Consider the following 22,791-nt stretch of genomic DNA (forward strand, 5'->3'; position numbering starts at 1 on the left):
GATACTGGGAAGAATAGACGTTATTTATTGTTAATTATTAACCGATTATATAAAATTTGGACTACTTTTATCAGTACTATACAATTTAAATTCTAAAGTTGGTCTATTAATATATAAATTTTTTATATTATTTTCACATAAGTAGCTAATTCAATTAGTTATCTTAATTCAAATGTTAATCGGGAAATGAAATAGATAAATTTAAAACTAACTTAGCTTTCGATGTTTGTTACTAATTATGGCAGCTTTAACGGTAGTTCTTGGGAGAATATGTTTCAAGTAATTCTTAAAAGAAAATATATGAGCGTTGGCTACCAAAGAGTAATGGCATCGCCAGGTGATTTTGGTATAGAAGGCTATACAAAAGATGGGCATGCATTTCAGTGCTTTTGTCCTGAAATTAATGAAGAGAACAAAAAACTTTATGAGCGACAACGGCAAAAGATTACAGACGATATCAACAAGCTTAAAACTAATCAAAAAGAACTTTTAGAAATTTTTGGAGGTACAAAATTAAAATGTTGGATTCTAATTACTCCGAGAATGGGGCATCACGATCTCCTAACTCACTGCAACACGAAAAGAGACCTAGTAAAGTCGTGGGATCTCCCATTTATAGACAATGCCACATTCCAGATACTGGTTCATGAGTGTGATGACTATGCTCCTGAGATTGGAGAATATTTTGATCAAACTGGTAAAAAATTAGCAATCACTCCAAATTTAGAAGATTCAAATGATGAAAAAATCATTCAATGGAAAGATACAAAAATTGACTTAGTACAAAAAGCACTAGAAAAAAATGAGATACGAATTAGGTCCTCTGGAAAAAATGAAAATATTGATAAACATACCAATGCTTTAACAGATGAAACAGCTAGACTCTATTTAAATGGAGAATCGATTTTAAGAATATGGCGAAGCACACAACCTGACAATCATCAGCGATTTATCGAATTATTAGCAAGCGTTGAAGACGAACTAAAAGAACGATGCATTCTACGAGTTATTCAGCCTAACTTGTTTGTAAACGAAGTAAGGGACTATATTGAAAATAGAATCAGAGCTGCATTTCCTCACTTGGATGAATCAACAATCATTCGATTAAAGAATTATTGTATTTCATTTTGGATTATTACTTGTCCATTATATTTTGAACTAACAGCAGATGCCAACTGAAATCATAAAGGGCGGATTTAGAACAAGAGACCTCCCATTGAATGCTGATTATCGGCCAATGTATAAAATTGGTTTAATTGTATTGATATTGGATAAAGTATGTAGAGCAGGTAAATCTTCGCTTAACAAGCTTCATTTTTTTATTTGGGCTCTAAAATCCCAAAAAAATATGGCGTTTATAAGAATGGCGTTTATTAATAACGATCTCTCCAAAATAGTTTCATGGGGCGTTGAGCCTGCCCTTAACAAGGCCTTAAACTATGCAGTAGGTGAAGGTCTAATCCAATTACACGATGACAAATACGTGCTGACGGAAATAGGCTTGGCATTGGAAAAAAAAATAAAAATGGATAAGGATCTTTTTGTTCGTGAAAAAAACTTTCTCAACTATATTGGAAAGCAAAAAGTAACAGAGGAGTTCATTAATAAATTAACAGACGGGCTTAATAAATAGTATGATTCAGATTGAAGCAATAAAAGTAGTAATACATACAAATACGGGAGCATTTGGAAGAATGATTGAATTCAAGAAAGGATTGAATATTATCAGAGCCAACAATACTTCTGGTAAAAGTTCATTGTTCGGTGCATTACTCTATGGATTTGGATTTGAAGAAATATTAGGTAGTAGGAATGAGAAAGCATTACAATCAGTCTTTAAATCGATTGTAAAAGAACTAATAAATAATAATGGACAGATTTCAGAAAAAGAGAATTTCGTTATACAGTCCGAAATTTATCTTCAGTTTTCCAATGGCAAAGAAACTATTACCACAAAGCGATTTGTTGTAAATGAAAAGATAAAGCCGCAAGCTGTTGAAGTTTTTTTTGGCACTCTTATTACCACTCCGGGAGTGGAACTACGAAGACAGCCAATGTATATTCATGATAAGGGTGGGGCGTCAAACGAAGATGTGGGCTTTCATAGATTTTTAGAAGAATTTATTGGGGCTGAGTTACCAGAAATTATTAATCAAGACGGAAAAAGGGTTAAACTCTTTCTTCCGCTAATTTCTGCAGCCCATTTTATTGAGCAAAAAGCTGGTTGGTCAGACTTTTATGCGAATATCCCTTATTATGAAATACGGGATGCTAGCGCAAAGGTCTTTGAGTACATTCTCAATTTTGATGTATTTGAAACGGCAGCGAAAAGACAGGAAATTCAAAATAAACTTAAAGAAATAAATGATGATTGGAACCGAGCTGTGAATAATATTAATAGTTCTGCTAAGCGAGGAGGCAGTGAAGTTATTGGAATTCCAAATGCTCCTGAGATTTTATCGCAAGACACAAAACCCTACTTGAGGTTTACCAGGGGTGACAAATCCTTGTTGTTAACTGAATTGATTACTACTCTAAATGAAGACTTGAAAGAAGCCAAAGAGCAACTGCATGTGCCTATTAATAACAATATTGAACGAATTGAGAACGAGCTTGACAAGCTAAAAATTAATACCGAACGCTATGAGTTAGTGTATGAAAATTTAAGTTCAGAAGTAAGCCAAGATAGAGAACGACTCAGACAATATCTCGCTCAGTTAAATAATGTAGAAGAAGACTTAAGGAAAAATAAGGACGCTGAAAAGTTGCAAAAAATTGGCCTCGACTCTAACATCAAAATCAGCAATAGCATATGCCCTACGTGTAACCAAAGAATTAATGACACCCTTTTAACGGAACATCTGCATTTCGTTCCGATGAGAATTGATGAAAATATCAGTTACCTACATGCCCAGCGTAAAATGATTGCGGCATTTGTAAGCAATTTAAAGACAAATATTTCCCAAAAGGACATTAAAATAGAGGGTCTTGAGAAAGCTATTCAAGGTAATCGGCAAAGAATAAGATCTTTAAAAAAAACATTAGTAAGTGATGATCGTCTGCCGTCAGAAGAAGTAATTGAAAGGAAAGTTATTTTGGAAAGGGAATTGAGTTTTTTATATAGACTAAGAGAAGAGTTCGAGCTGCTTTTATCTGATCTTTATAGAATTGGGCAGGAGTATCAAAAGGCTAAATCCTTATTGATTAATGTATCAAATTCCTATTTATCTTCTAGCGATGCATATAAATTGAAAGAATTCGAGGAATACTTTAAATCCCTCCTACAAAAATTTGGATTCACTTCAAAGCCAGTAAACACCATAAAAATTTCCCCCGAAAAATATTTACCCGTTTACGAAATCAGAATGGCTAATGATCTTATTAAGCAAGTGGACATTAGATTTGAATCCTCTGCCAGCGATTTTATTAGAGCACAATGGGCTTATTACACTACATTAATAAACACATCTATTGAGTGTTCCGGCAATCACTTTCTAATTTTGATTTTTGACGAGCCACAGCAACAGTCAGCAGCTACGGAGAACTTCAGGGTATTTTTGAGTGAATTAGAGCAATATAGAAATCAGCAAGTAATTGTCTTAGCATCCTTTCAAAATTCTGACGAAGATTTCAAAGAAGCTACACAGGATTTAGCATTTACTAACATCATCGATTTGGCCTCGCAGGAAAATTTATTTATTCAACGGGAACTTAAAAATAACGACACCGTTCTATAATTACATTTAGTCATTTTAGAACTCAAGACCCATCAAATTTCTTTATTTTCTTACTATCACTGCGGCCAACCCTGGCGTATTCATAATCCTGTCCGTTTCATCCTCCACAATGGCTTTAACTTCTCGTTTAACACGGAGAAAAGCTTCCCGGATAGCTTTTTTATCTACCTGCTCCTGCGGCACGGGTTCGTACGCGGCTTCTTCCTTTTTGAGCGCATTAAAATCATGCCGTACCTGTGAATGAAACATCTTCTGCTGGATACGCTGGCCGGGGTTATCTGCTACCATACCAACTACCTCACCAGCAGAAAGCCCTGATATGGTTGATTGAGGAATAGCATAATCCAATTGTTTGGATTTGTTGAGGGATGTATCGCTACTGTTAATGGTAAGGCTTTGCCTGTCCTGCATGATCTTTCCGAATCTTTCAGAAAGAGATTTGGCGCTATTTCCCGTAACCTGACCGGAAATAATATTACCCACCATTGATAAAATAACATTGGCCTGCTTTTCACCATAATGCAAAATGAGTTGGCTCGCATCCTGTATTACTAAGGTTACATTCACCAGGTAACTTCTGCAAACTGATAAAAACTTGTCAGCGCTATGCCAGCTTATATTGGCAAATTCCTCTAACAAAATACCGCAAGGCTGCTCTTCCTGCTCCTTCAGCAGTTTTTGCAGGGTATTCAGGTATAAAGAGATTACCGCACAGTAAATATTTGACACCTGTGGATTATTGGCAAGACAAATGATTTGGGGCGCTTTGGGGTCATTAATCGCCATTGTAAAATCATTACCGGAAAGTACATAATAGAGCTTTTCACTGGCAAGCGTTCCCAGGCTGATTGCGGCCCCGGAAATTTGCCCAATGAGCTGCTTGCCTGCATCTTCCTCGTAGGCCCTGACAAAGGGCGTGGCAATCACTTCCAGCGTAGGTTCAGCCAACAGGATAGTAAAGAGTTTGTTCAGCGGTATTTGGGCCAATTCGATAACATGGGGTAACGTGCAGTACTTCCCATCCTGGTAAATACGCAAAAACCAAATAAGAGCTGTAATAAAACTGATACTCGATTCCACCCAAAAATCGCCCTGCTTGTCGATCCATTCCTGGTTTAACCCTAAGAGAATGGCGCGTGAAGCAGATGCCGCATCTGTAATAGAATGGATTGAATCCGGCAACAAGGGGTTGCACCGTTCCTGTATGTCCTCGAAGTTCAGGATATGGAACTCGGGAGCAACTTTATAACGGTGTTTGTTTCGCAGAAAATGGTTGTAGGCAACCTTTGTTAAATCGGGATACTTGAAGTCATGGATGAACAGCGCATAACCCTTAGCAATCTGTTGCTTTAGTATCTCTTTTGCTACAAGTGTTTTTCCACTTCCAGGCAGGCCCATCAGCAAAACGCCACCTCTAAATCCGTTAATAATGTTGATCCATCCGGAACGCTCTTTATCTTTTAATTTATACCGCGTGGGTATATTAACGGAATATTTGTTTTCCAGTTTCCTTTCTTCCTGGGGGAAGGTTTCGTTGACCGTATTAAACACATCTCCGCTGAGTTTTTTTTTAATAATACGGAACAGCAGCGTACCACCTGTTAAAAAGAAAATAAATCCCAAAGTTGTTACTGCCATATAGGATAAGGCAATAGCGATGCTACTGGCCTGCATCCAGAATAGTAAGCCACTGATAAAATAGAGTGTAAGACCGGTTACCAGGTAGGCAATCGCCAGCCGGTAATTAAACTCCTCGCCCTTCTTTGCTTTCACGCCTAAGAGTGATAAAGCCAGGAAGCCTAATGCAATAAATTTCACCTTATGGAAATTCACAAATAACCCCGTCCGATGAATATTGTCCAATATTGTATTACTAATGGCATGTACCCATCCTTTTTCCTGGAAGAAAACATAACAGCTATCATAAAAATGCAACAATAATATTGCCACGCTGATCAGCCGGGTCATGTCCATGATCTTTTTCAACCCCATTTCATTTTCATTCGTCCTCATTGTCATACTCCACTGTTTTTAAAATGAATGATTATAGTTCCCATTGCTTATTAAAACCTTTCTTCTTTTTGCGTTGTTCTTCGGTAAGCATCTCTTTGTTAATTGCCCAGCTTTCGCCGCTATCCGGCTCTACGACCTGCTCAATAATTTTAGCAGCTCCTTTGCTCAATTCTTCGGTAGCCGGTTCCCTTTCCTGGCTCTTCGTCTTATCCTGCTCTTTGCCGGTTCCCTGTTGTTTGGTTTGTACACTGCTTTTCTGTTTTGTTATGGGTTGCTGCTTCCCGGTACTTTCCTTTCCGGTTTGCTGCTGTTCCTGGATATCGTCTTTTTGATAGGCCACAGACTGCTGTTTCTGTTGCTCCTTCTCCGGCTGATGCGGAACCATTTCCAATCGCTCCATCATTTTTTTTGCTGCATATTCCTTGCCTACATCACTACCATTAAATACTGTTTTCTTTTCATGATCTATATAGGTCATGCCAAATATTCGACCTTGCTCGTTGCGCCGAACAACCAGGTCTATACGCTCCCTCTTTAATAGCTTCGCCAGTTCTGCTAATGACCTGGGGCCGGATTGCATTGACCATTCCACTGCCGTTTTGATGTGCTTTTTATCCGGCAGTCGTTTGTGTTCATTCGCCTTACATTTTTCCTCAATATAGTCCAGCGTGGGTTTGCTGTGAAAAGCGCTGGCTTTGATCGGTTTTGTCAGGGCTTTACCTTCCTTATCAATTACTACATAAGTCAAGCCCCGGTTTTTATAAATCCTGCCGTCTTCAGCGCCCCGATCTGCCTTTACATTGTATAATCTTAAAACTGCATTCAGTTCATTAAGCGAAGTGTATTTATAGCGGTCAATGACATGATCCAATACATTGGTAATGCTGCGCATGGTGGCAGATTTTCCGGCCTGTATTTTTTCCGGCGTAACCACTAGTTTTTTTTCGTCCTCCCGTCGTTGTTCTTTCTTATCGGCAGGAATAAACCCATACTGTTTTTCCATCTCCTTGCGCACCGGTTCCGAAATATTCTTTGCAATAAAATGGGTGGAGATGCGTTTGCCATCTTCTTTTATCAATGGAGCCAGCAAATGGATGTGCGGATGACCGGCATCCTCGTGCTGATATACCAAATATGGCTGATCTCCAAAGCCGATCTTATTCATATATTCATCGGCAAGGTGAACTAAAAATGGTTTATCCAACCGGTCTTTCTCTGACGGGTGAAAGTTCAGCGATATATGGATTAGCTTTGTTTCTGCCCGCTCATTTAACGACATTAAATTTTTAAACCGATCTTCTTTATCATAAAAATTCAGCTCCTTTGGCAGCTTAAAAAAGTTATGAGCGTGAAGCAATTCGGCAGCTCCTTTCTGCACTTTTTTTTCATGATAATTAAGCGCCCTCATAAGGTTCGTTGGAAATGTTATTTGAGGGCGCATTGCAGGCGGATTTGATTCATGGAAACACGGATTTCTTCTATTTTTTTAAGCAGGTTTTGCCTGCCGGATTCTGTCAGCTCCGCCCATATTTTTATCTCCGGGATATGATCCAAAGTATGCAGTTTGTGAACGGTTTGATTGAAATTATTTCCGATGGCTGAAAGCTCCCTGGAGAGCTGGTTTAAGGCTGACAAAATTTCAGCGGATGCTTCGTCTTTATAGAGAATAACCACCGGCTTTTGCAGAAGTACTTTGCGCACATACTGGCTGAGTTTGGTGCAGGTCGTTTGCTTATATAATTTATATACGGCGGTATATTCATCCGGCTTTACCCGGATCGTAATCCACCTTTTTGGGTTTATTTTTTCTTCATTCATCACAATTTCATTTACACGCCTGCCTGTCGGCAGACAGGGTTTCAAAATTTTCCGCACGAGTTCCAAGTGCGGAAACCATAAAAATCCCTCTGTCCTTTTTTCCCTGGAACGACTTCGGATTGAAAGGGCAAGGTCCAAAAGTGCAACTTTTGGTACACCTTGCCATCCCCGAGCCGGCGATGGGGATTGCCCGCCCGCAAGTACCCAAAGGGTGCAGCAGGCGGATTGAAAGTCATGCCGGTCTTCAATGACCGGCATACCTTTTTGTGGCGATCAGGCCGCTGGCCTGGGGCTGGTACCAAAATGTTGGTGCCAGTCGTTCAGGTCTTTGTATCCTGCATACAAATGGCGTTCATCGCTGAACAGGGCGGGATCGGCAGCAAGGGCAAGCGTAGTATATTTAGTGCCGGTTGTGTCGTTATCCAAATACAAATACACACGTTCATAAGCCTGCATTATTGGCAGTTGCTGTTCAAAAAAAGAGGTACTGTTCAGCACTAAGAAATCACACTGTGGAACCTCCTGGTTCAGGTGGAGGGTCTGGTAAGAAAGAAAGTCAAAAAAGCCCTCAAAAACGGACAGATTTTCTGTTTCGCTTTTGATCCAGGTGGAGCCTTTTGGATGGCATCCCCCTTTGAAGTACGGAGAGCGTAATTCATAACCTCCGTAATCATTTTTAAAGCCTAAAGCATAGTAATTTTTTTCCCTGTTTTTATACCGCACTTCCCGCAGGTATTTATCGGCTATTTCGGTTACTATGCGGCGGCATTGATAATAGCGGATCAGTGCAGCGGAGCTTACCGTATGGACGGATTGGATTTCTATTGCAGGCGTTTCCGATGGTAGTACTTCTGGAATATACTTTGGCAGATCGCTGGCCCGCTCCAATCGTCTGAGGGCTTCTGAAATAGAAACGTTTTCATACAGCAAAATAAAATCCAGCAGGTTGCCGCCTTTGCCTTCGCCAAAGTCGTACCATTGATTACGTCGGCGGTTGACTTTAAAAGACGGTGTTTTTTCGATTCGTAATGGGGAATAATACCAATAGTTTTCGCCTCTCACTTTTGCGGGCTCAAAACCGGCCACAGACAGGTAAGCTACCATGTCTATGGCGTTTGCTTCTTTGATTGTCATAACTCACATTTTCAGGTTCACAAATTCAATGACAATGCAAAACTATGTGCAACGCTTTATACGAAACTCAACCGTGTCGTATAATGGCACGGTTGAATAGAAAAGTCATGACCTTCCTCTTTCTAGGGAAAGCTGCCGGTGGTCACTGACTAAAGCTAAAGTCAAACCTTAGTATATTTACTACTTATGTTAGTGCCAACAGCACTATATCCAAAAGAAACAATAATTACCAAGCATAATGAAGGAAAGAATCGCAGTCGAAACATTGACATTAGGTGAAATTGCTGACATCTTTCAGCAGTCTTTTGAGATCACTAATCCAAAATTCAATCGGATTCTTGAAAAAGAATTAAAGCGTCAAAAAAAATTTAAAATCACAAAACATAAGTGGATAAAATCCTATGAAGAATTTAAAGGTGCAAAGATCAATTTCTATTGCGAAAAAATCCCATTTCAAGAAAGACCGTTCGTGTCCATTGGAATGCCTTACAGAACTACAAAAGGGTTGATTTTGGTCACGGTTGATATTTCCAATGGTGGTATTCCGACAACCGGATTTATGGCGAACACAAGCTGGAATAAGTGGGTAAGGATTTACACAGCACATTTTTGTGAGAGATTTGCCGAACGTATTTTGAATTCCGAGAAGGCAACTTTCCAAGTAGGGTCGGAAGCAATTATGTATTCCGACATATTAGGTCCTGTCCGGGTTACCGACACTGTAGCTGACAACTTGGAAGAAATAGAATTTCAATTTAAAGAAGGACAGGCATACTGCTACCGTGATAATAAAAACAAAATTACCTACTTTAGGACAGTTTACTCAAACGATATGCTAAAGCGTGAACGACTTGATTTCAAAAATGAATGGGAACAGCCACTTGCTGAACTATATGAGTTGTTTAAATGGGAATAACAAATAGTGAACAGATAGAAAGTTTCTTCCCGTGTACATCATGAAATGACGTAGCAATCGCCTATAATCTTTCAAAAATCATTGCATCATTTTCAGCGGAAGTCCAGGATTTTTTTTTAACCGTTTTATCATTGAATTCATTGAAAACCCATCTGGGCGAACTGATTGTAATTGTAATCTGATTTTGATTATTCAAGTTATATTCTGTCAAAACATATACCGCAGAAAATTTTGACTTATCAAGTTTTTTTTCCAGTATTTTATTGATGTACTCTATTGCTTTTCTTGCATCCGAAAACTCTCTATTTTTAGGGAACTCTACATCAAAACTGCCCTCATACCTAAAATCAGGCTTATAGATAAAAAGTGTACTTTCCTTCAAAAGCATAGAATCCTCAAAACTCTTATATTGTTCTATTGATGAAAATACCTTTTTATAATAATTATATTTCATTGGAAAACGTGAAGAAAGTGCGTCAAGGATACCGATATCAAAGACATTCTGACTCCCATCCGTATTAATATTATTGAACTTAGGACTAATAGACCAACGGTCAACTATCTTATTATTTTCAGTAACAATAAGCGAAAAGTTGTCATTTTCCATAATATTCCTGGCACGTTCGCCATATCTCACAGTTTTGATCAGCGAATCAATAACCGTTTTATCAGTGATAAAAAAATTGTATCTCTGATAGGTTCTGTTTTCGTCATACGGAGAATCCATACCTATCAGCTTTACAGTATCATTAAGAAACTGCTGGTCAAATAAAAGATGGTCCTGACAAAAAGAAATTAATCTAACGCCCAGCAAAAGCAATAGGATACAAAATAATCTCGGCATTGAGTACATTGTTATCTTATGAAATAATCTCAAATATATAGCATATTCTGTTGAAAGATTCATAGTCCAATCTTCTTGCTATTTGGTATAAATCATTTAAAAAGGCTGGTACAATATAACCAGGAATTTGTAATTACAGGAAATAAAGACGTATTGTTATAACTAGAAATAAGAGCAGTATCGGCAAAAAAAATCACCGTGTCATATAACGGCACGGTCAAATCGCCACAATCTAAAAGCGACTATATATTTTTGTAATCGTAAGAACGACTCGTATGATTAAAAAAAGGTGAAGTATGTTAAGTGAAAAAGAAGTCGCGCTGCTCTATGAAACAATTATGAGCGCACCGGGTATGAATGACGCGGTAAAATTAGATCTACGCATTCCTCGAAAAAACGTTTTACTGTTGGTGAAAGTAATTGAGAAAGGTTTGCAAATCAAACCAGGTGATTCGCTGGATGGGTTGGTGCGGGCGTCAGGCGAAGGCAGCATTGAATCGCTTCAGCAAATCAGCATGGAGTTATTACAAAAAGCCGGGCTGTCTGATATGGCTGGCAAACTGCACACACTGCAACCGCCCGGAAAAGAAAAATAACAACCGGAGGTTACCTTTTGGCATTGAGCATTTTTCTTTTGTGAACTTTTCTTTGTGGTGTTTGACAAAAGAAAAGTTTAGCCGGGTTAGCGTTTTATGAGCTTCCATAACCCGTTAAAGAGCATAAACAGTACGGCACAAAATCCAACAAGCAACGTCCATACAGCTCTAAACAGGTTAGCAATAAAAAAGAACAGGCCCTTAACCAACTGCCCGCCCTGATCGCGGGCGGATTTATTGGATGCCGGCAGATAGTAGCCCCTTGAATGATCTTCTTTAAATTCCCAAAAGTTCACACCCCAATTTACGAAAAAATCACGCAAGGGAAAAAGAAAAAGCGGTCATTTTTCACTAAAAAGATTATAAAAATGCCACTTTCTCCTATAATAATGGGTGTCTAATCCAAACCTGAATGAGGCGGATCGACAGGCTCTATCCATTCTGGATGATCCCAGATGTAAGCAAATACCTGCTCGATTTCCTTGTCAGAAAGATAATCCAGCAACAGGGCGGTACGGTATTCCGGATGTAGCACAACGGTACGGCTGGGGTGATACCCGGTAGCCACCTTACAGCAGGAATGCGCTGCCCGGATACATAGATGCAAAGTACTGTGCTCTGATTGTTTTTCACCCAGCAATAAAGTTTCTATTAGCGGGATTCCGCCGGGTATGGATTTATTGACTCCCGGCCTTTCAAAGGATACGCGGGCAAGTCGGTTATAGTAAAAAGCGCCTTCGTACTCCGCAAATTGCCGTGCAAAGAACACTTGCGTGAGCGGGCCTTTTAGATCCTCTGTATTATATAAAAGCGGTTGCACGCTAAAACTAAATTTCTTTTCATAGTAATTATTTTGAATAGTTAAAAAATGAGCTGCGTCCTCGGTTTGCTTGAAATAATATGCTACTGCTGTTTCTCAAACAGCAGGGCATAACGATAGCTGCCTTTTCTGTGCGCTCTTCGTTTAAGTGTAACCATTATTTTTTCCAGCAGATCGGGATCAGTATTGATACAATTATTTAAAATGTGTTGTCTTAACTGATCCGGGTTATCGCTAACAAAGTTGAAATGGCCATTACTTGTAAAATGCGCGATTTCAATGTCCAGTTTTAAGGGTAAATCGTGGCCTTCAAAAAACAGCCGGCTATAAGCTCAACAGGTAATATCAATTCTTTTCTAAGGCCTTTTCGCTTATAGATATATCGCTGGTAGGCGGATGAATACCGTATAATAACTATCTCTTCTTTTGTGGTTATGGGCAACCAATCAGAAATTTTTATAACTGTGTATTTTGTGTTTGCTTTTAGTTGTGTATTCATTATAAAAGTTTTTAAAATTGATCAATTAGTAAGCAGGCTATAAGCAGCTATAATTTTTTTGCTCATCTCTTCTGCCTCCTGAATGCGGTGCTGGTTACGGTCGGGATGCCATTCAGAAATAAGTTTGCGGAATGTCTTTTTTATTGCTACCTGGGAGGCCCCGGGTATAACGCCTAAAACCTGATAGGGCGTTTCTCCTTTTACTTGTAATATTTCGGTGGCTTCTTTACTTCCCATCCGTTCGTAAAAGGCCTTACGCCACCGGGCGGCGTTTCCAAAGCCGCCCGATGTATCATATCTTTTGTAACCGTCTAAAAATCCTTTTGCCATTGTTTTAATCTTTTATAAAGTTCACTTCATAGGGTTGTTCAAAATCAGGCAGACCCAACGCTGCAAGATGTTTGCAATGCCTGTAACGTCTCCATGCCATACAGGAGCAGCCCCAATGTTTTTTTTTCTTGTGTTGAGAGATAACATAAATGCGGTCGGATGTTTCACTTTGGATTTGAAACCTAAATTGCCATTGATCGGTATCGGGCAATAGAAGGTCATGCGGTATATGAATTACGGGTAACATAGTTGTATATTTTATTTTTTAATAAATAGGGCGACGTCTACCGCTCTTTGTTATTGATGTGCGGGTAAACCGTCCGCACCCGGTTTGGATTATAAAGATTGAAGCAGGTACTTTGCCATATTCACCGCATGTGGTGTTAAATGCCGTTGCCATGCTCCCTCTGACCGGCACCAGCGAAAGCCGTTTCCCTTTAGCTTTTTGCGCACTTCTTCGGATGGAATGTCTGGAAAGAAAACCTGTACCCGGTTGGCTTCAGCATTCTGTACCACCTTAACGCCGTTGATTTCTATTTCGGAGGTGGGCTTTGCCGCCATCTTCTCCAGCAACGCAATACGTTTTTTGATCCGGGTAATATTGGCATTATTGTTTTGCAGCCTATACCCGGTATATCCTGTATATCCCAATACGGTGGGGTTGTTTATCTTCTCCCATAATTCAGGGGTGGCATGGGTCAGCTTTAAAAAGGCTTCCCGGTCTTTCTTCCGGATACATTTATTAGCAGCTTTCATAAACTCCTGACTGGCCTGTAATGCCGCCAGTTTTTCCCTTAGCTTATCCAATGCCTGCGGATCGTCTGAAAAGATGGCGTTATTATCTGCGATGGTTTCGGCTTTTTGTTCATAATGTTGGGCCTTGTCCATTGCTTCAAATGCTTTACCGTAAGTGTTATGTATCTTATTGCGATAATTACGATCTCTTTTTTCGGAATGGTGGCCTACCAGTATAGGCTGGCCGAAAGGAATAGCGGATGCCATTTTCTTTGCCTGATTATACAGGCTATCACTTGTTTGTTTGTTTTTTTCTGCCTGCTCTTTGGCAAAGTCTATCCTGTTTTGCTTGCGCTCTTCAAAATTGTGTTTCATAAATAAAAGCTTTAAAAAGTGAAGGAAATAACCAGGTGCGTGTAGCGGCACCCGGTCTGTTGCTACTCTTGTTCAATGGCTTTGCTTCGGGAACGGGTGTTAATGGTTTCGCTGCCATATTTGGCGCGTATCTGCTCCAATGGTGCGCCGTTGCCTCTTGTCTTAAAAGCTTCATTGCGGTAATACCATGCTACCTTTTTGGAAGCGAAATAAAACCCGGCATCTTTCAGGGTACCTTTTACGGGTCTGGTGTCTCCTGTTACCCAAATCCAGTTACCAACAATTTCGATGATGATACCAGGCAGGTTGATGATCTTTTCTATTACCTCCCTGTATTCTTCAGACAGCTTTATTTCCGCGTCTGCTTCATCATCTGACAAACCGGCTCCCTTTGCCAGCTTCGCGCAGGCAAATGCATATTCTGTGTTAATGGCCTGCATGGTGGTGGTATCGCCTCCCCGGTCGGGGTGATTTTCCAAAGCCAGTTTTTTATATAGCTTCTTTACTTCTTCTATCGTGGTACATCCATTAAAGAATTTCATAAAAACCGCTCCTTTATTTATCCTCCCGGAGCGGAATGGAGTTTTTAGTTAAAAGGGTAAATCGTCTTTTTCGGATTGAGTTTCCGGTGCAGATTCATTAGTGTTTGCGGTTGTTGTCCTGGCTTTACCGTGCAACTGGATTTGCTGGATATGCAAGGTTAAACGGGCTTTGGGGTTACCGTCTGCGCCCTGCCATGCATTTACACCTACACGGCCGGCGGCTTCAACCAACATGCCTTTTTGCAGGTGGGTGGCAATGCCTGTTCCCATCCAATAAGCGCAGTCGTAATAATTGGTTATCTGCTTTACTTCGTCTGATCCCTTTACTTTAAAGCGATCGTTTTGGGCAATAGTGAAATTGACTACTTGGCGACCATTTTCTAATGTTGCGATTGTTGCGTTTGCGGTTAAACGTCCGATAATTGTTTGCATAATTGATAATTTTAAAAAGTGATAAAATGATAAATGATTAAAAAAGCGTGAGGCTTTGCGTATCCGTTTTATTAGTGTAGTGTTCATGGCTGTGCTTCCTAACAAGGTGATACAACGTGATATCTTCGTTTAAGTAGATCGCCCAGGCACTTACTAATGATTTGGAACGGTTGCATTTCCTGCGGCGCTGGATCTGCCATGAAAGCCGCATTAACTTTGATTTGTGTTGTTGTTGCATACGGGTTGTTTTTATTTGTTTTCTGATACTCGGCCTATGGCCTCGTCGTCAACCTCGTAGCTACGTGTTCTTATAACAGGACTTGGGAAACAGCAAGGTTTTTGGAAGATTTTTACTACCTCCGTAATAACCCGCCGGAGGCACCAGTATGAGGTGGAGAAAAATTTTACAAAACCCGTGGCCAGCAAAAGAAGTGACAGCGATCCTTCTTTTGTGCAGACCTTGCTTTTACTGAGGACTGTTAGGGAAATTCGCGACAGAAGGTCGCAAGGCAGTAGGCTTAGCTATTAGTGGGTAGGACCGGAAATACTTCCCGGTGAAAAAAAAGAATTAATAAAGAAAAAGAAGATAAATGCAGTGAAGTATAAGAGTTGGGATATTTATTACCTTAGTTCTGTTCTCAACAACAGAACGTCTTATAATTTACAGGCTACAATTACCGATTGCTCGGGCGAAAAAAAAGTATGTCTGTTACGAACGTTTGCCAGTGACCAATTGGAGGATTTTCTGAAGAATATTAAATGAACGTAACCCATACTGATTACTTCAAATGTAGAAAGTCACTATTGTTTCGCCCCCGATAACTGAGAAGCTTTATACAAATATTGTTTGCTAAAAGTCTGGTGCTGTTTATATTTACGCAAATCTTGGCCCTATGCGCTTGTTTTTTAACTTCCTTTTGTGCGGAACAACTCTTTTTTGGGGATCATACTTAAAAGCCCAAAGTAGTACAGATTATAAGAACTTGGCTTATAAAATTACAGCGAACGATTCCCTTATGCTTGATATTTTTCTTCCCCAAAATACAGTTTCAAAGGTACCGGTTGTCGTTATCATACATGGAGGAGCATGGGTAGAAGGGAGTAGGGAACTGGAAAGTATTTACTATATGCGGCGGCTCAAAGATCAACTGATTAAAAATGGTATTGCAGCCATTAGCGTTGATTATACTCTGGTAAATAAATCAAAACATTTTCCTGTTCCCATTGCAGATTGTAAGGATGCCATCCGGTGGATAAAAGCTAATGCGGCCAATTACAACCTGGATACTACCCGTATCGGTCTATGGGGCGGTTCTGCAGGTGCGCATTTAGCTTTGCTGGCGGCTTATACACCCGACAGCATGTGGCCGGGCAGCAAGGAGCTATCGAGATATTCAGCAAGTGTAAATTATGTGGTGGATAATTTCGGGCCGACCGACTTAAACCAGTTGCTTCAAACTAATGCCAGTAAATTTAAACTGTTTCTTGCCCGAATATTTGTCAAAAAACTATTACCCATCAGGGAGCAACTCATCTTTGCCATGACAGGTACCTCCATTGATACTGAGAAGCGAAAGGTGATTACCACCTTAGCGCCCTATGCTCCATTGGCATATATCCAATCTATGAACAGAATACCCACCATTATATTCCACGGCACTAAAGACAAAGTAGTCCCTTTAAAACAATCCAAACAACTGCACAAACAACTTAATTCCGCAAACGTTTCCAATAAGCTAATCATCGTAAAGAAAGGAGACCATGGATTCAATAATATTTCTACTGTAAGTATTGACGCCTTGGTAGAGCAAGTAATCGAGTATATACAATCTCAAAACCGACAGTGAGATCACACTTTAATCATTCAGTCTCTAATTTAATACAGCCAATGGTCAGGCCGGGTTATTAACGGTTGATAGATATTTGCCGGTAAAAGAACCCAGCATTTAAAAAACATAGCCGATCAACATAACGCGATTTGTTTTCATAACGATTTGTTTAAAGTGAATAAAATAATTTTGGTACGAAGGTGGGGTACGAAGAAGAGATAAAAGAATAATATTTGTGTATCTCCGGAAAATACACGTGTAAAAACGGCTATTTAGAGGAAATAAAAAAAACGCACATTCTCTTTAAGCAATTATTTAAACTATGTAAAAGGGATAACGGAACGAATGCGAATGGAATACAATGCTAACCGGATATATTGATCTCCTGCAAAATCGTCTCTGAGACACACTTGCGATACGCTATGCAGTAAGACATAAGATGGGAGCTACAGTATTCATGCCGCTTCATTGGGATGAGGTAAAAAACGTATTAAGATGAGTGATTTTACTATTCACACTGCAATGGACATGATATACGAAATGCGTAATTTGTTTGCCCGAAATATTTTTAATACCAGCCTGATGAGACCCGGAAAACATCCATTTGAAATTGGGGAAAAATTTGTGCTCTTTTTGGTCACCACCCGTTTCCAAGTTCTCATGTCGATTGTTCTTAGAGACCGGCTACTGCTTATCCAACACTTTCCTGAATGTCAGATTGATACGGCCGCGCATAGGTATAGCAGATTTGGCAATCCGGTGTTCCCACTCTTTTTGCAGTTCCGCTTTCATAAGTAGTAAGGAGCCGTGCCCCAGCAGAATTGTATATTTTTTATTGTGATCCTCCTTGTGGCGAAAATCAAAGTACCTTTCCTGACCGATGCTCAGGGAAGCAATGGCCGTTTTTACACCAGGAACCGTATCCTTATCCGAGTGCCAGGCTACAGAATCACTACCGTCGCGGTAATAATTGAGCAGGACACCCTGAAAACGTTCGCCCGTAAAACGCTCTACCCGCTCTTTCAGACCGTACAACTCCGGTAGCCAGGCAAGTGCCTCACGTTTCCCTTCATCCCGCTTACGCAGGTTGCCATACCAGGCTGAGAGGCGAGGGGTAACCACTTCTCTGTCATATATCATTTCCCTATGCTGTTGCCACGGTACTGTTTCCAGTAATAACTTCAGTAACTCATTTCCTTCTTCCGGGCTTATGAAACCTGGCGTATAGTTTAATAAATCTATCGGTAAATGAAGCTGGTCGGTATCGTCGAATAATTTTTGCTGCATATCTAATTACTCGACAAATTTACTAAATATTTTAGTAACATGGCTTTGTATTTTTACTGAATTACCTACCCGCGATCTATTACTTGCAAATTCGTATTTGAATATCTCTTTATCGACTGCATATGCCAGTAGTCTACCAACAAATGATACCGTCAAAATAATAAAGTGAATATTGCTGCATACCGCTAATGCTGTAAGCTTCTTAACACTTCGGTGATCTTTTCTACCAGTTCCTTTTCGATGGGCTTTTTGACATTAGACTCCGGTGCAATGACGCGGAAGTTCCGCTCATCATCCTGCTCAAAAATTAATTCCTGCCCCTCTACATTTACATAGAATTTATAGTCATAGGCGAAGGTGACCAGTCTTCCATTCAGCAATAAGTTTTCATTTTTATAGGTCACGGGTAACTCAAAATAATGCTCCATGCTCTTCTTAATCTTAAAGTGCAAATTTACGAAAAGCGCTTGGTTCCACTGATTTTTATGCCTGGAGAGGAACAGCAAAGCAAGGAGCCTGGGGTCATCTGTCTTGCTTTAGAAAGAGTGGTCGCGCTTTTTTTGTTTAAACTCCCGAATGATCTTGATTATCACGGGTACTGTAACCAGAACAATAATGCCTATGACCACATAGTTTAGGTATGACTGTAAAAAGGGCATACTCCCAATTAAGTAACCGGCAATAGCAAAGCTAAGGCCCCATCCTACAGACCCTACAAGCACAAACAGAAAGAAATGATTGAATTTTTGTTTGATGATACCTGCAACGATCGGGTTAAAAGTGCGAATCAACGGGAGGAATAAGCCAACGGACAAGGCTAACCCGCCATATTTTTTATAAAAATTTTCTGCTTTTATTAAATATTGTTTCTTAAAAAATCTTGAATCGTCCTTACGGTATAAAAGCGGACCGGTTTTGTAACCGATCATGTAGCCCGTAATATTGCCCAGTAAGGAGGCTAAAACACCTAAGCTACATAGTGTAAAAAGGCTATGATCGAGCAGATCGGTAGCGATCAATACGCCTGCCATAAAAAGAAGTCCTCCACTGGGGAGAAAAAAACAGAAAAAAAGCCCTGTCTGCCCATAAATTGCCAGGAAAACGAGTAGCAAACCTCCATATTGAATTAAAGCCTCTGGATTAAACATCTTGATTTTGCGAAAAAGCCTACCTTGCGAAAGCTACTTAAAATTTCTTCTTTTGAGAAAAGAAATTTTCATTGGTAGCTTATCCTGGAGATAAAAAAATAGTAATTCAGGTGTTGGGCCGGGATGATCTAAAATAGGCAAAAAGGTTATTGGTAACGATAGGATAATGTCTGTGGACCCATACTCCTGTATTTAATTTTTTGACCTGTCATTCCACCCTTGCAGCATAACATCCTCCTTAGTAATTATCCTTTTATTGCGTGGCAAGTTGCCAGATTGGCTTGTTAATAGTAAGAAACCTTCAGAAAGGATATCACTAAAAATTAATAGCTGTACATTTACCGTGTAAATCAATGTAGTTATGTCAGTGGATGATCTTATCAATAAAGCACTCAAAGGAAGCGGTGGTATACTCGACACGTCCAATATGTTTGGCGTTATCGGCGATGTGCAAACCCAGGAACTGTTTATCATGAATTTGCAGGAGTTTTTTACTGAAAATCTATACTGTTTCAGCAAAGGCGAATCCACAGCAGCCCTGCTGGTGGGCGTGTATACTACAGAACAACAAGCCCGCGCATGTATTGAAAGTATCCGCGACCAGCAGCAACAAAGTCCGGGATTACTGGCTGGCCCCAACTGGCATATCCTTATGGGTAACCCTGGTGAGAACCGCCTTTTTGCTTTACCACTTAACGAATATTACGTCGGGTACCTGGCATTCTATCGATATAAAGTAAATGCAGGCAACCTATCATTTGGAATCTTCGATAGTGCGGAAGCAGCCGATAACGCAATAGACCTTATAAGATATTCCATAAGGGAAGAAGATTAGACTTATTTAATAGCCGGAGTGTGCATATTTGTAATGCTTGTCTAAAATAGATTGTATGCTCGTTACTGGCATCTTTAAATTGAAATGTATCCTTTACGGCAAAGTATCACAGCCAGGTGAAAATTGGTTTTGGCTTTATAGCGCTTGCGCAAGGATGCACATACTTTTTCAATAGAACTAAGGCTGGAAGGGTAAATACGCCTTTCCTTCAATTGATTGGATATCTCCTGTTGCGTTAGCCCCTTGCTTAAATACCTTATAATCTGTTCTTCCAATAGCATACCCAGTTAATAAATATTTCGTTGCAAAATGCGCCCAAATTTAGAGACAATTACTAATAGGATCGATAATAAAAGATGGATGCCGAAATGTACAGCCCGGATACCCCTTGAGATAAGCAGCAAAGTTTTTGAACAGTCGTTTGCTCAGGCTCTCTGGATAATAAATTTGGGTTCATTTTATACATAAAACAAAAAATTAAATCAATCCTTTTACAAGAATACGAATGATCTGTGCTATCTATTTGTATAGACGTTTATGGCTAAGAATTGGAATTGTAGGGCAGTAAGTATAAATCAAAAAAGTTATTTTATTGAAAATAAATGGTTTGCATACAAGTCAGCTGACCTAGCTTTTTGCTAAATATTTTAGTATTACATTTGTGCCGTGAGCGTTGCACAAAAAGATATGATGGCACAGTTACGGCAGGAGATCTTGCAGATGCAGGGGCAGAAACCTGCTACGGATCAATTGTTGGGCAGGGTGAAGCTAGGACCGGTGCTGCAAGCCTTTCCTCAACATGTCTTTCCCACCGGAGCAGTACATGAGTGCATTACAACCACGCCTGCTACTACAGCAGCCACTACCGGTTTTATTGCAGGCATCCTGAGCGGGCTCATGCAAGGTAGCGGTCCCTGTATCTGGATCAGTTCCGACCGGATGCTATTCCCTCCGGGCTTTAGCGCCTTTGGCCTGGAACCGGATCGCATTCTTTTCGTCCATGCAAAGAAAGAAAAAGACATTTGCTGGGCGATGGAGACCTGCCTGCAAATGGACGGGCTGTCGGCAGTAGTGAGTGAACTGCCTGGGCTGGATTTTACGATATCGCGCCGGTTACAACTCGCGGTTGAAAAAAGCGGTGTTACCGGCTTTGTACTGCGCACCAATCGTAACCTGCATCCCACCGCCTGCGTCAGCCGCTGGCAGATCCATGCAGCCAGCAGTTATCACCTGCAATCATTGCCCGGCGTTACGCTTCCCTCGTGGAACGTGGAACTCTTAAAGGTCCGTGGTGGCAGCACCGGCAGCTGGCAACTGGTATGGATGGATGGTTCTTTCCATTCTCTACCGGAAGCTGTCCCTATACCGGATCAAACACGCCTCAGAAAAATCAGTTAGCAGGATGAGCCGTTATGTTTCCATATGGTTTCCGCATTTAGTTACGGAAGGAATGATCCGCCGCCAGCCGGATTTAAAGGATACTCCTTTTGTCCTGGCGGCTCCTGATCATGGCCGGATGCGTATCACGGCCGTTTGCCCGTCTTTACAGTCCCAGGGTATTCATCCGGGTATGGCCGTAGCAGATGCCAGGGCATTGGTAGCCGGTCTGCAGGTGATCGATGATCCACCCGGTATGGCAGAAAAGCTGCTTACCGGTCTTGGTCATTGGTCGGTCCTTTTTACACCTTTCGTTACTATGGATGTACCAGACGGCTTGGTTTTAGACGCCAGTGGCTGCACCCACCTCTGGGGTAGCGAGCAAAACTACCTGGAAGATATTTTTAAACGTTTACAGGGCTTTGGTTATAACACCCATATCGCTATTGCCGGTACCATTGGCACTGCCTGGGCGCTGGCCCGGTATGACAAGCAGCCAATATCGATAGTGGCTCCCGGCAAAGAAAAAGAGGCGATCCGCTTACTATCCCCGGCGGCATTGCGGCTGGACGCTACCGTTATCGACAAGCTACAGAAACTGGGATTATATACAGTCGGTCATTTTATGGATATGGACCGTTCTATCCTGCGGCGCCGGTTTGGTACGGGTCTGCCGGAACGTATCGACCAGGCGCTGGGCCGGAAGCACGAACACCTGATACCTCTGCAACCTGTCGAACCATTCCATGAACGGTTGCCATGCCTGGAACCTGTGACAACACGCTACGGGATTGAAACGGCTTTACAAGCGTTACTGGAAACGCTTTGCAGGCAGCTGGCTAAAGAAGGTAAAGGGATCCGCAAAGCGATCTTTAAAGCCTGGCGTGTTGACCATAATATACAAACGATCCAGATCGGTACGCACTTGCCGTCCCAAAGTTCAGCGTACCTGTTTAAACTCTTCGAGTTAAAAATAGATACCATTGAACCGGCATTGGGCATTGAGCTTTTTACACTGGAAGCGCCTCAAACAGAAAAGATAAGAACGGCACAGGAGACGTTGTGGCACCATCGCAGCTTGAACGATAACCGGCTGGCAGCGCTGCTAGATCAGCTAACCGGTAAATTAGGGAGCGGTGTGGTGCATCGCTACTTGCCGGATGAACATTACTGGCCCGAGCGATCCTTTAAGGAAGCGGCCTCCCTTCATGAGCAACCGGCCACCCACTGGCCGGATCGTCCCCGTCCTGTTCGCCTGCTTCAACACCCTGAGCCCGTACAGGTAGCGGCACCGATCCCGGATTACCCGCCGATGCACTTCAGGCACAACGGGAAGTTACACACGATTAAAAAAGCTGATGGACCGGAACGGATCGAAACGGAATGGTGGATTGCTGAGGGTGAGCATCGGGATTATTACGTGGTGGAAGATGAAGCAGGGCAGCGGTTTTGGATCTTTAGATTAGGCCACTACGACGGAGCGAAAGCCCATCGCTGGTTCCTGCATGGCTATTTTGCATAAGT

26 protein-coding genes are annotated in these 22,791 nt (G+C 41.1%); 9 read left to right on the forward strand and 17 right to left on the reverse strand.

Annotated features, from left to right (window positions below; genetic code table 11):
• Positions 1–300 precede the first annotated feature (300 nt).
• Genes ACYVBM_RS17130 through ACYVBM_RS17140 form a run of 3 tightly spaced genes read left to right on the forward strand, consistent with a single transcriptional unit; the run spans position 301 to position 3,737 of the window.
• Entirely contained in the window at positions 301–1,179 is an 879-nt protein-coding gene (locus ACYVBM_RS17130; protein ID WP_460686918.1) for a hypothetical protein, read from the forward strand.
• Positions 1,169–1,633 carry a hypothetical protein gene (locus ACYVBM_RS17135; RefSeq protein WP_460686919.1) on the forward strand — a complete coding sequence of 155 codons (465 nt, stop codon included), beginning with the start codon at positions 1,169–1,171 and terminating at the stop codon, positions 1,631–1,633. Before ACYVBM_RS17130 ends, ACYVBM_RS17135 begins: the two co-directional genes overlap by 11 nt.
• Position 1,634: 1 nt before the next feature.
• Positions 1,635–3,737 carry an AAA family ATPase gene (locus ACYVBM_RS17140; protein ID WP_460686920.1) on the forward strand — a complete coding sequence of 701 codons (2,103 nt, stop codon included), beginning with the start codon at positions 1,635–1,637 and terminating at the stop codon, positions 3,735–3,737.
• A gap of 42 nt (positions 3,738–3,779) precedes the next feature.
• Here the strand turns inward: ACYVBM_RS17140 and ACYVBM_RS17145 are convergent, their stop codons facing one another.
• The 4 genes from ACYVBM_RS17145 to ACYVBM_RS17160 form a co-directional block, all read right to left on the reverse strand.
• Entirely contained in the window at positions 3,780–5,756 is a 1,977-nt protein-coding gene (locus ACYVBM_RS17145) for a YWFCY domain-containing protein (RefSeq protein ID WP_460686921.1), read from the reverse strand.
• Between the two features lie 25 nt (positions 5,757–5,781).
• Positions 5,782–7,191 carry a relaxase/mobilization nuclease domain-containing protein gene (locus ACYVBM_RS17150; protein ID WP_460686922.1) on the reverse strand — a complete coding sequence of 470 codons (1,410 nt, stop codon included), beginning with the start codon at positions 7,189–7,191 and terminating at the stop codon, positions 5,782–5,784.
• The gene (locus ACYVBM_RS17155) at positions 7,176–7,568 is read right to left on the reverse strand and encodes a plasmid mobilization protein (protein ID WP_460686923.1); all 393 of its coding nucleotides are present in this window, start codon (positions 7,566–7,568) and stop codon (positions 7,176–7,178) included. The genes ACYVBM_RS17150 and ACYVBM_RS17155 overlap by 16 nt, the downstream gene beginning before the upstream one ends.
• Positions 7,569–7,841: 273 nt before the next feature.
• On the reverse strand, positions 7,842–8,702 hold the full coding sequence (locus ACYVBM_RS17160) for a toprim domain-containing protein (RefSeq protein WP_460686924.1): 861 nt from the start codon (positions 8,700–8,702) through the stop codon (positions 7,842–7,844).
• Positions 8,703–8,940: 238 nt separating this feature from the next.
• Here ACYVBM_RS17160 and ACYVBM_RS17165 point away from each other — a divergent pair, with 238 nt between their 5' ends.
• Positions 8,941–9,618: a hypothetical protein gene (locus tag ACYVBM_RS17165; RefSeq protein ID WP_460686925.1), complete on the forward strand. Its 678-nt coding sequence runs from the start codon at positions 8,941–8,943 to the stop codon at positions 9,616–9,618.
• Positions 9,619–9,679: 61 nt separating this feature from the next.
• Here ACYVBM_RS17165 and ACYVBM_RS17170 read toward each other — a convergent pair whose 3' ends face one another.
• Positions 9,680–10,462, reverse strand: a complete 783-nt coding sequence (locus ACYVBM_RS17170) for a hypothetical protein (RefSeq protein ID WP_460686926.1) — start codon at positions 10,460–10,462, stop codon at positions 9,680–9,682.
• Between the two features lie 296 nt (positions 10,463–10,758).
• On the opposite strand from ACYVBM_RS17170, the gene ACYVBM_RS17175 reads away from it, so the two are divergent.
• The gene (locus tag ACYVBM_RS17175; protein ID WP_460686927.1) at positions 10,759–11,058 is read left to right on the forward strand and encodes a hypothetical protein; all 300 of its coding nucleotides are present in this window, start codon (positions 10,759–10,761) and stop codon (positions 11,056–11,058) included.
• Between the two features lie 86 nt (positions 11,059–11,144).
• On the opposite strand, the gene ACYVBM_RS17180 is transcribed toward ACYVBM_RS17175, so the two are convergent.
• From ACYVBM_RS17180 to ACYVBM_RS17220, 9 genes are all read right to left on the reverse strand, one after another.
• On the reverse strand, positions 11,145–11,354 hold the full coding sequence (locus ACYVBM_RS17180) for a hypothetical protein (RefSeq protein WP_460686928.1): 210 nt from the start codon (positions 11,352–11,354) through the stop codon (positions 11,145–11,147).
• A gap of 101 nt (positions 11,355–11,455) precedes the next feature.
• Positions 11,456–11,878, reverse strand: a complete 423-nt coding sequence (locus ACYVBM_RS17185) for a hypothetical protein (RefSeq protein WP_460686929.1) — start codon at positions 11,876–11,878, stop codon at positions 11,456–11,458.
• Between the two features lie 289 nt (positions 11,879–12,167).
• On the reverse strand, positions 12,168–12,377 hold the full coding sequence (locus tag ACYVBM_RS17190; protein ID WP_460686930.1) for a hypothetical protein: 210 nt from the start codon (positions 12,375–12,377) through the stop codon (positions 12,168–12,170).
• Between the two features lie 21 nt (positions 12,378–12,398).
• The gene (locus tag ACYVBM_RS17195; RefSeq protein WP_460686931.1) at positions 12,399–12,707 is read right to left on the reverse strand and encodes a J domain-containing protein; all 309 of its coding nucleotides are present in this window, start codon (positions 12,705–12,707) and stop codon (positions 12,399–12,401) included.
• A gap of 4 nt (positions 12,708–12,711) precedes the next feature.
• Positions 12,712–12,954 carry a hypothetical protein gene (locus ACYVBM_RS17200; RefSeq protein WP_460686932.1) on the reverse strand — a complete coding sequence of 81 codons (243 nt, stop codon included), beginning with the start codon at positions 12,952–12,954 and terminating at the stop codon, positions 12,712–12,714.
• 89 nt (positions 12,955–13,043) lie between these two features.
• Positions 13,044–13,817 carry a DUF3560 domain-containing protein gene (locus ACYVBM_RS17205; protein ID WP_460686933.1) on the reverse strand — a complete coding sequence of 258 codons (774 nt, stop codon included), beginning with the start codon at positions 13,815–13,817 and terminating at the stop codon, positions 13,044–13,046.
• Between the two features lie 62 nt (positions 13,818–13,879).
• Positions 13,880–14,359, reverse strand: a complete 480-nt coding sequence (locus ACYVBM_RS17210; protein ID WP_460686934.1) for a hypothetical protein — start codon at positions 14,357–14,359, stop codon at positions 13,880–13,882.
• 48 nt (positions 14,360–14,407) lie between these two features.
• Positions 14,408–14,791: a single-stranded DNA-binding protein gene (locus ACYVBM_RS17215; protein WP_460686935.1), complete on the reverse strand. Its 384-nt coding sequence runs from the start codon at positions 14,789–14,791 to the stop codon at positions 14,408–14,410.
• 37 nt (positions 14,792–14,828) lie between these two features.
• Positions 14,829–15,029, reverse strand: a complete 201-nt coding sequence (locus tag ACYVBM_RS17220; RefSeq protein WP_460686936.1) for a hypothetical protein — start codon at positions 15,027–15,029, stop codon at positions 14,829–14,831.
• A 655-nt stretch (positions 15,030–15,684) separates the two neighbouring features.
• Here ACYVBM_RS17220 and ACYVBM_RS17225 point away from each other — a divergent pair.
• Entirely contained in the window at positions 15,685–16,638 is a 954-nt protein-coding gene (locus ACYVBM_RS17225; protein ID WP_460686937.1) for an alpha/beta hydrolase fold domain-containing protein, read from the forward strand.
• Positions 16,639–17,304: 666 nt separating this feature from the next.
• On the opposite strand, the gene ACYVBM_RS17230 is transcribed toward ACYVBM_RS17225, so the two are convergent.
• From ACYVBM_RS17230 to ACYVBM_RS17240, 3 genes are all read right to left on the reverse strand, one after another.
• Positions 17,305–17,907: an alpha-ketoglutarate-dependent dioxygenase AlkB family protein gene (locus ACYVBM_RS17230; protein ID WP_460686938.1), complete on the reverse strand. Its 603-nt coding sequence runs from the start codon at positions 17,905–17,907 to the stop codon at positions 17,305–17,307.
• A gap of 185 nt (positions 17,908–18,092) precedes the next feature.
• Positions 18,093–18,335, reverse strand: coding sequence for a hypothetical protein (locus ACYVBM_RS17235; RefSeq protein ID WP_460686939.1), 243 nt, complete (start codon positions 18,333–18,335; stop codon positions 18,093–18,095).
• 108 nt (positions 18,336–18,443) lie between these two features.
• Positions 18,444–19,055, reverse strand: a complete 612-nt coding sequence (locus ACYVBM_RS17240; RefSeq protein WP_460686940.1) for a DedA family protein — start codon at positions 19,053–19,055, stop codon at positions 18,444–18,446.
• A 361-nt stretch (positions 19,056–19,416) separates the two neighbouring features.
• Between ACYVBM_RS17240 and ACYVBM_RS17245 the strand changes: the two genes are divergently transcribed.
• The 3 genes from ACYVBM_RS17245 (at position 19,417) to ACYVBM_RS17255 (ending at position 22,789) form a co-directional block, all read left to right on the forward strand.
• A complete protein-coding gene (locus tag ACYVBM_RS17245; protein ID WP_460686941.1) occupies positions 19,417–19,890 on the forward strand; it encodes a hypothetical protein in 474 nt (157 codons plus the stop codon).
• A 666-nt stretch (positions 19,891–20,556) separates the two neighbouring features.
• Positions 20,557–21,288 (forward strand): ImuA family protein, encoded by a 732-nt coding sequence (locus ACYVBM_RS17250; RefSeq protein WP_460686942.1) that lies wholly within the window; start codon positions 20,557–20,559, stop codon positions 21,286–21,288.
• A gap of 4 nt (positions 21,289–21,292) precedes the next feature.
• Positions 21,293–22,789, forward strand: coding sequence for a Y-family DNA polymerase (locus tag ACYVBM_RS17255; RefSeq protein ID WP_460686943.1), 1,497 nt, complete (start codon positions 21,293–21,295; stop codon positions 22,787–22,789).
• Positions 22,790–22,791 lie beyond the last annotated feature (2 nt).

The organism is Niabella aquatica (assembly GCF_054779315.1).

What these genes read in the sequence shown, in the direction of transcription:
- ACYVBM_RS17130 (WP_460686918.1), top strand. Translation starts at nt 301, where the DNA reads ATGAGCGTTGGCTACCAAAGAGTAATGGCATCGCCAGGTGATTTTGGT.
- ACYVBM_RS17135 (WP_460686919.1), top strand. Translation starts at nt 1,169, where the DNA reads ATGCCAACTGAAATCATAAAGGGCGGATTTAGAACAAGAGACCTCCCA.
- ACYVBM_RS17140 (WP_460686920.1), top strand. Translation starts at nt 1,635, where the DNA reads ATGATTCAGATTGAAGCAATAAAAGTAGTAATACATACAAATACGGGA.
- ACYVBM_RS17145 (WP_460686921.1), bottom strand. Translation starts at nt 5,756, where the DNA reads ATGACAATGAGGACGAATGAAAATGAAATGGGGTTGAAAAAGATCATG.
- ACYVBM_RS17150 (WP_460686922.1), bottom strand. Translation starts at nt 7,191, where the DNA reads ATGCGCCCTCAAATAACATTTCCAACGAACCTTATGAGGGCGCTTAAT.
- ACYVBM_RS17155 (WP_460686923.1), bottom strand. Translation starts at nt 7,568, where the DNA reads ATGAATGAAGAAAAAATAAACCCAAAAAGGTGGATTACGATCCGGGTA.
- ACYVBM_RS17160 (WP_460686924.1), bottom strand. Translation starts at nt 8,702, where the DNA reads ATGACAATCAAAGAAGCAAACGCCATAGACATGGTAGCTTACCTGTCT.
- ACYVBM_RS17165 (WP_460686925.1), top strand. Translation starts at nt 8,941, where the DNA reads ATGAAGGAAAGAATCGCAGTCGAAACATTGACATTAGGTGAAATTGCT.
- ACYVBM_RS17170 (WP_460686926.1), bottom strand. Translation starts at nt 10,462, where the DNA reads ATGCCGAGATTATTTTGTATCCTATTGCTTTTGCTGGGCGTTAGATTA.
- ACYVBM_RS17175 (WP_460686927.1), top strand. Translation starts at nt 10,759, where the DNA reads ATGTTAAGTGAAAAAGAAGTCGCGCTGCTCTATGAAACAATTATGAGC.
- ACYVBM_RS17190 (WP_460686930.1), bottom strand. Translation starts at nt 12,377, where the DNA reads ATGAATACACAACTAAAAGCAAACACAAAATACACAGTTATAAAAATT.
- ACYVBM_RS17195 (WP_460686931.1), bottom strand. Translation starts at nt 12,707, where the DNA reads ATGGCAAAAGGATTTTTAGACGGTTACAAAAGATATGATACATCGGGC.
- ACYVBM_RS17200 (WP_460686932.1), bottom strand. Translation starts at nt 12,954, where the DNA reads ATGTTACCCGTAATTCATATACCGCATGACCTTCTATTGCCCGATACC.
- ACYVBM_RS17205 (WP_460686933.1), bottom strand. Translation starts at nt 13,817, where the DNA reads ATGAAACACAATTTTGAAGAGCGCAAGCAAAACAGGATAGACTTTGCC.
- ACYVBM_RS17210 (WP_460686934.1), bottom strand. Translation starts at nt 14,359, where the DNA reads ATGAAATTCTTTAATGGATGTACCACGATAGAAGAAGTAAAGAAGCTA.
- ACYVBM_RS17215 (WP_460686935.1), bottom strand. Translation starts at nt 14,791, where the DNA reads ATGCAAACAATTATCGGACGTTTAACCGCAAACGCAACAATCGCAACA.
- ACYVBM_RS17220 (WP_460686936.1), bottom strand. Translation starts at nt 15,029, where the DNA reads ATGCAACAACAACACAAATCAAAGTTAATGCGGCTTTCATGGCAGATC.
- ACYVBM_RS17225 (WP_460686937.1), top strand. Translation starts at nt 15,685, where the DNA reads ATGCGCTTGTTTTTTAACTTCCTTTTGTGCGGAACAACTCTTTTTTGG.
- ACYVBM_RS17230 (WP_460686938.1), bottom strand. Translation starts at nt 17,907, where the DNA reads ATGCAGCAAAAATTATTCGACGATACCGACCAGCTTCATTTACCGATA.
- ACYVBM_RS17235 (WP_460686939.1), bottom strand. Translation starts at nt 18,335, where the DNA reads ATGGAGCATTATTTTGAGTTACCCGTGACCTATAAAAATGAAAACTTA.
- ACYVBM_RS17240 (WP_460686940.1), bottom strand. Translation starts at nt 19,055, where the DNA reads ATGTTTAATCCAGAGGCTTTAATTCAATATGGAGGTTTGCTACTCGTT.
- ACYVBM_RS17245 (WP_460686941.1), top strand. Translation starts at nt 19,417, where the DNA reads ATGTCAGTGGATGATCTTATCAATAAAGCACTCAAAGGAAGCGGTGGT.
- ACYVBM_RS17255 (WP_460686943.1), top strand. Translation starts at nt 21,293, where the DNA reads ATGAGCCGTTATGTTTCCATATGGTTTCCGCATTTAGTTACGGAAGGA.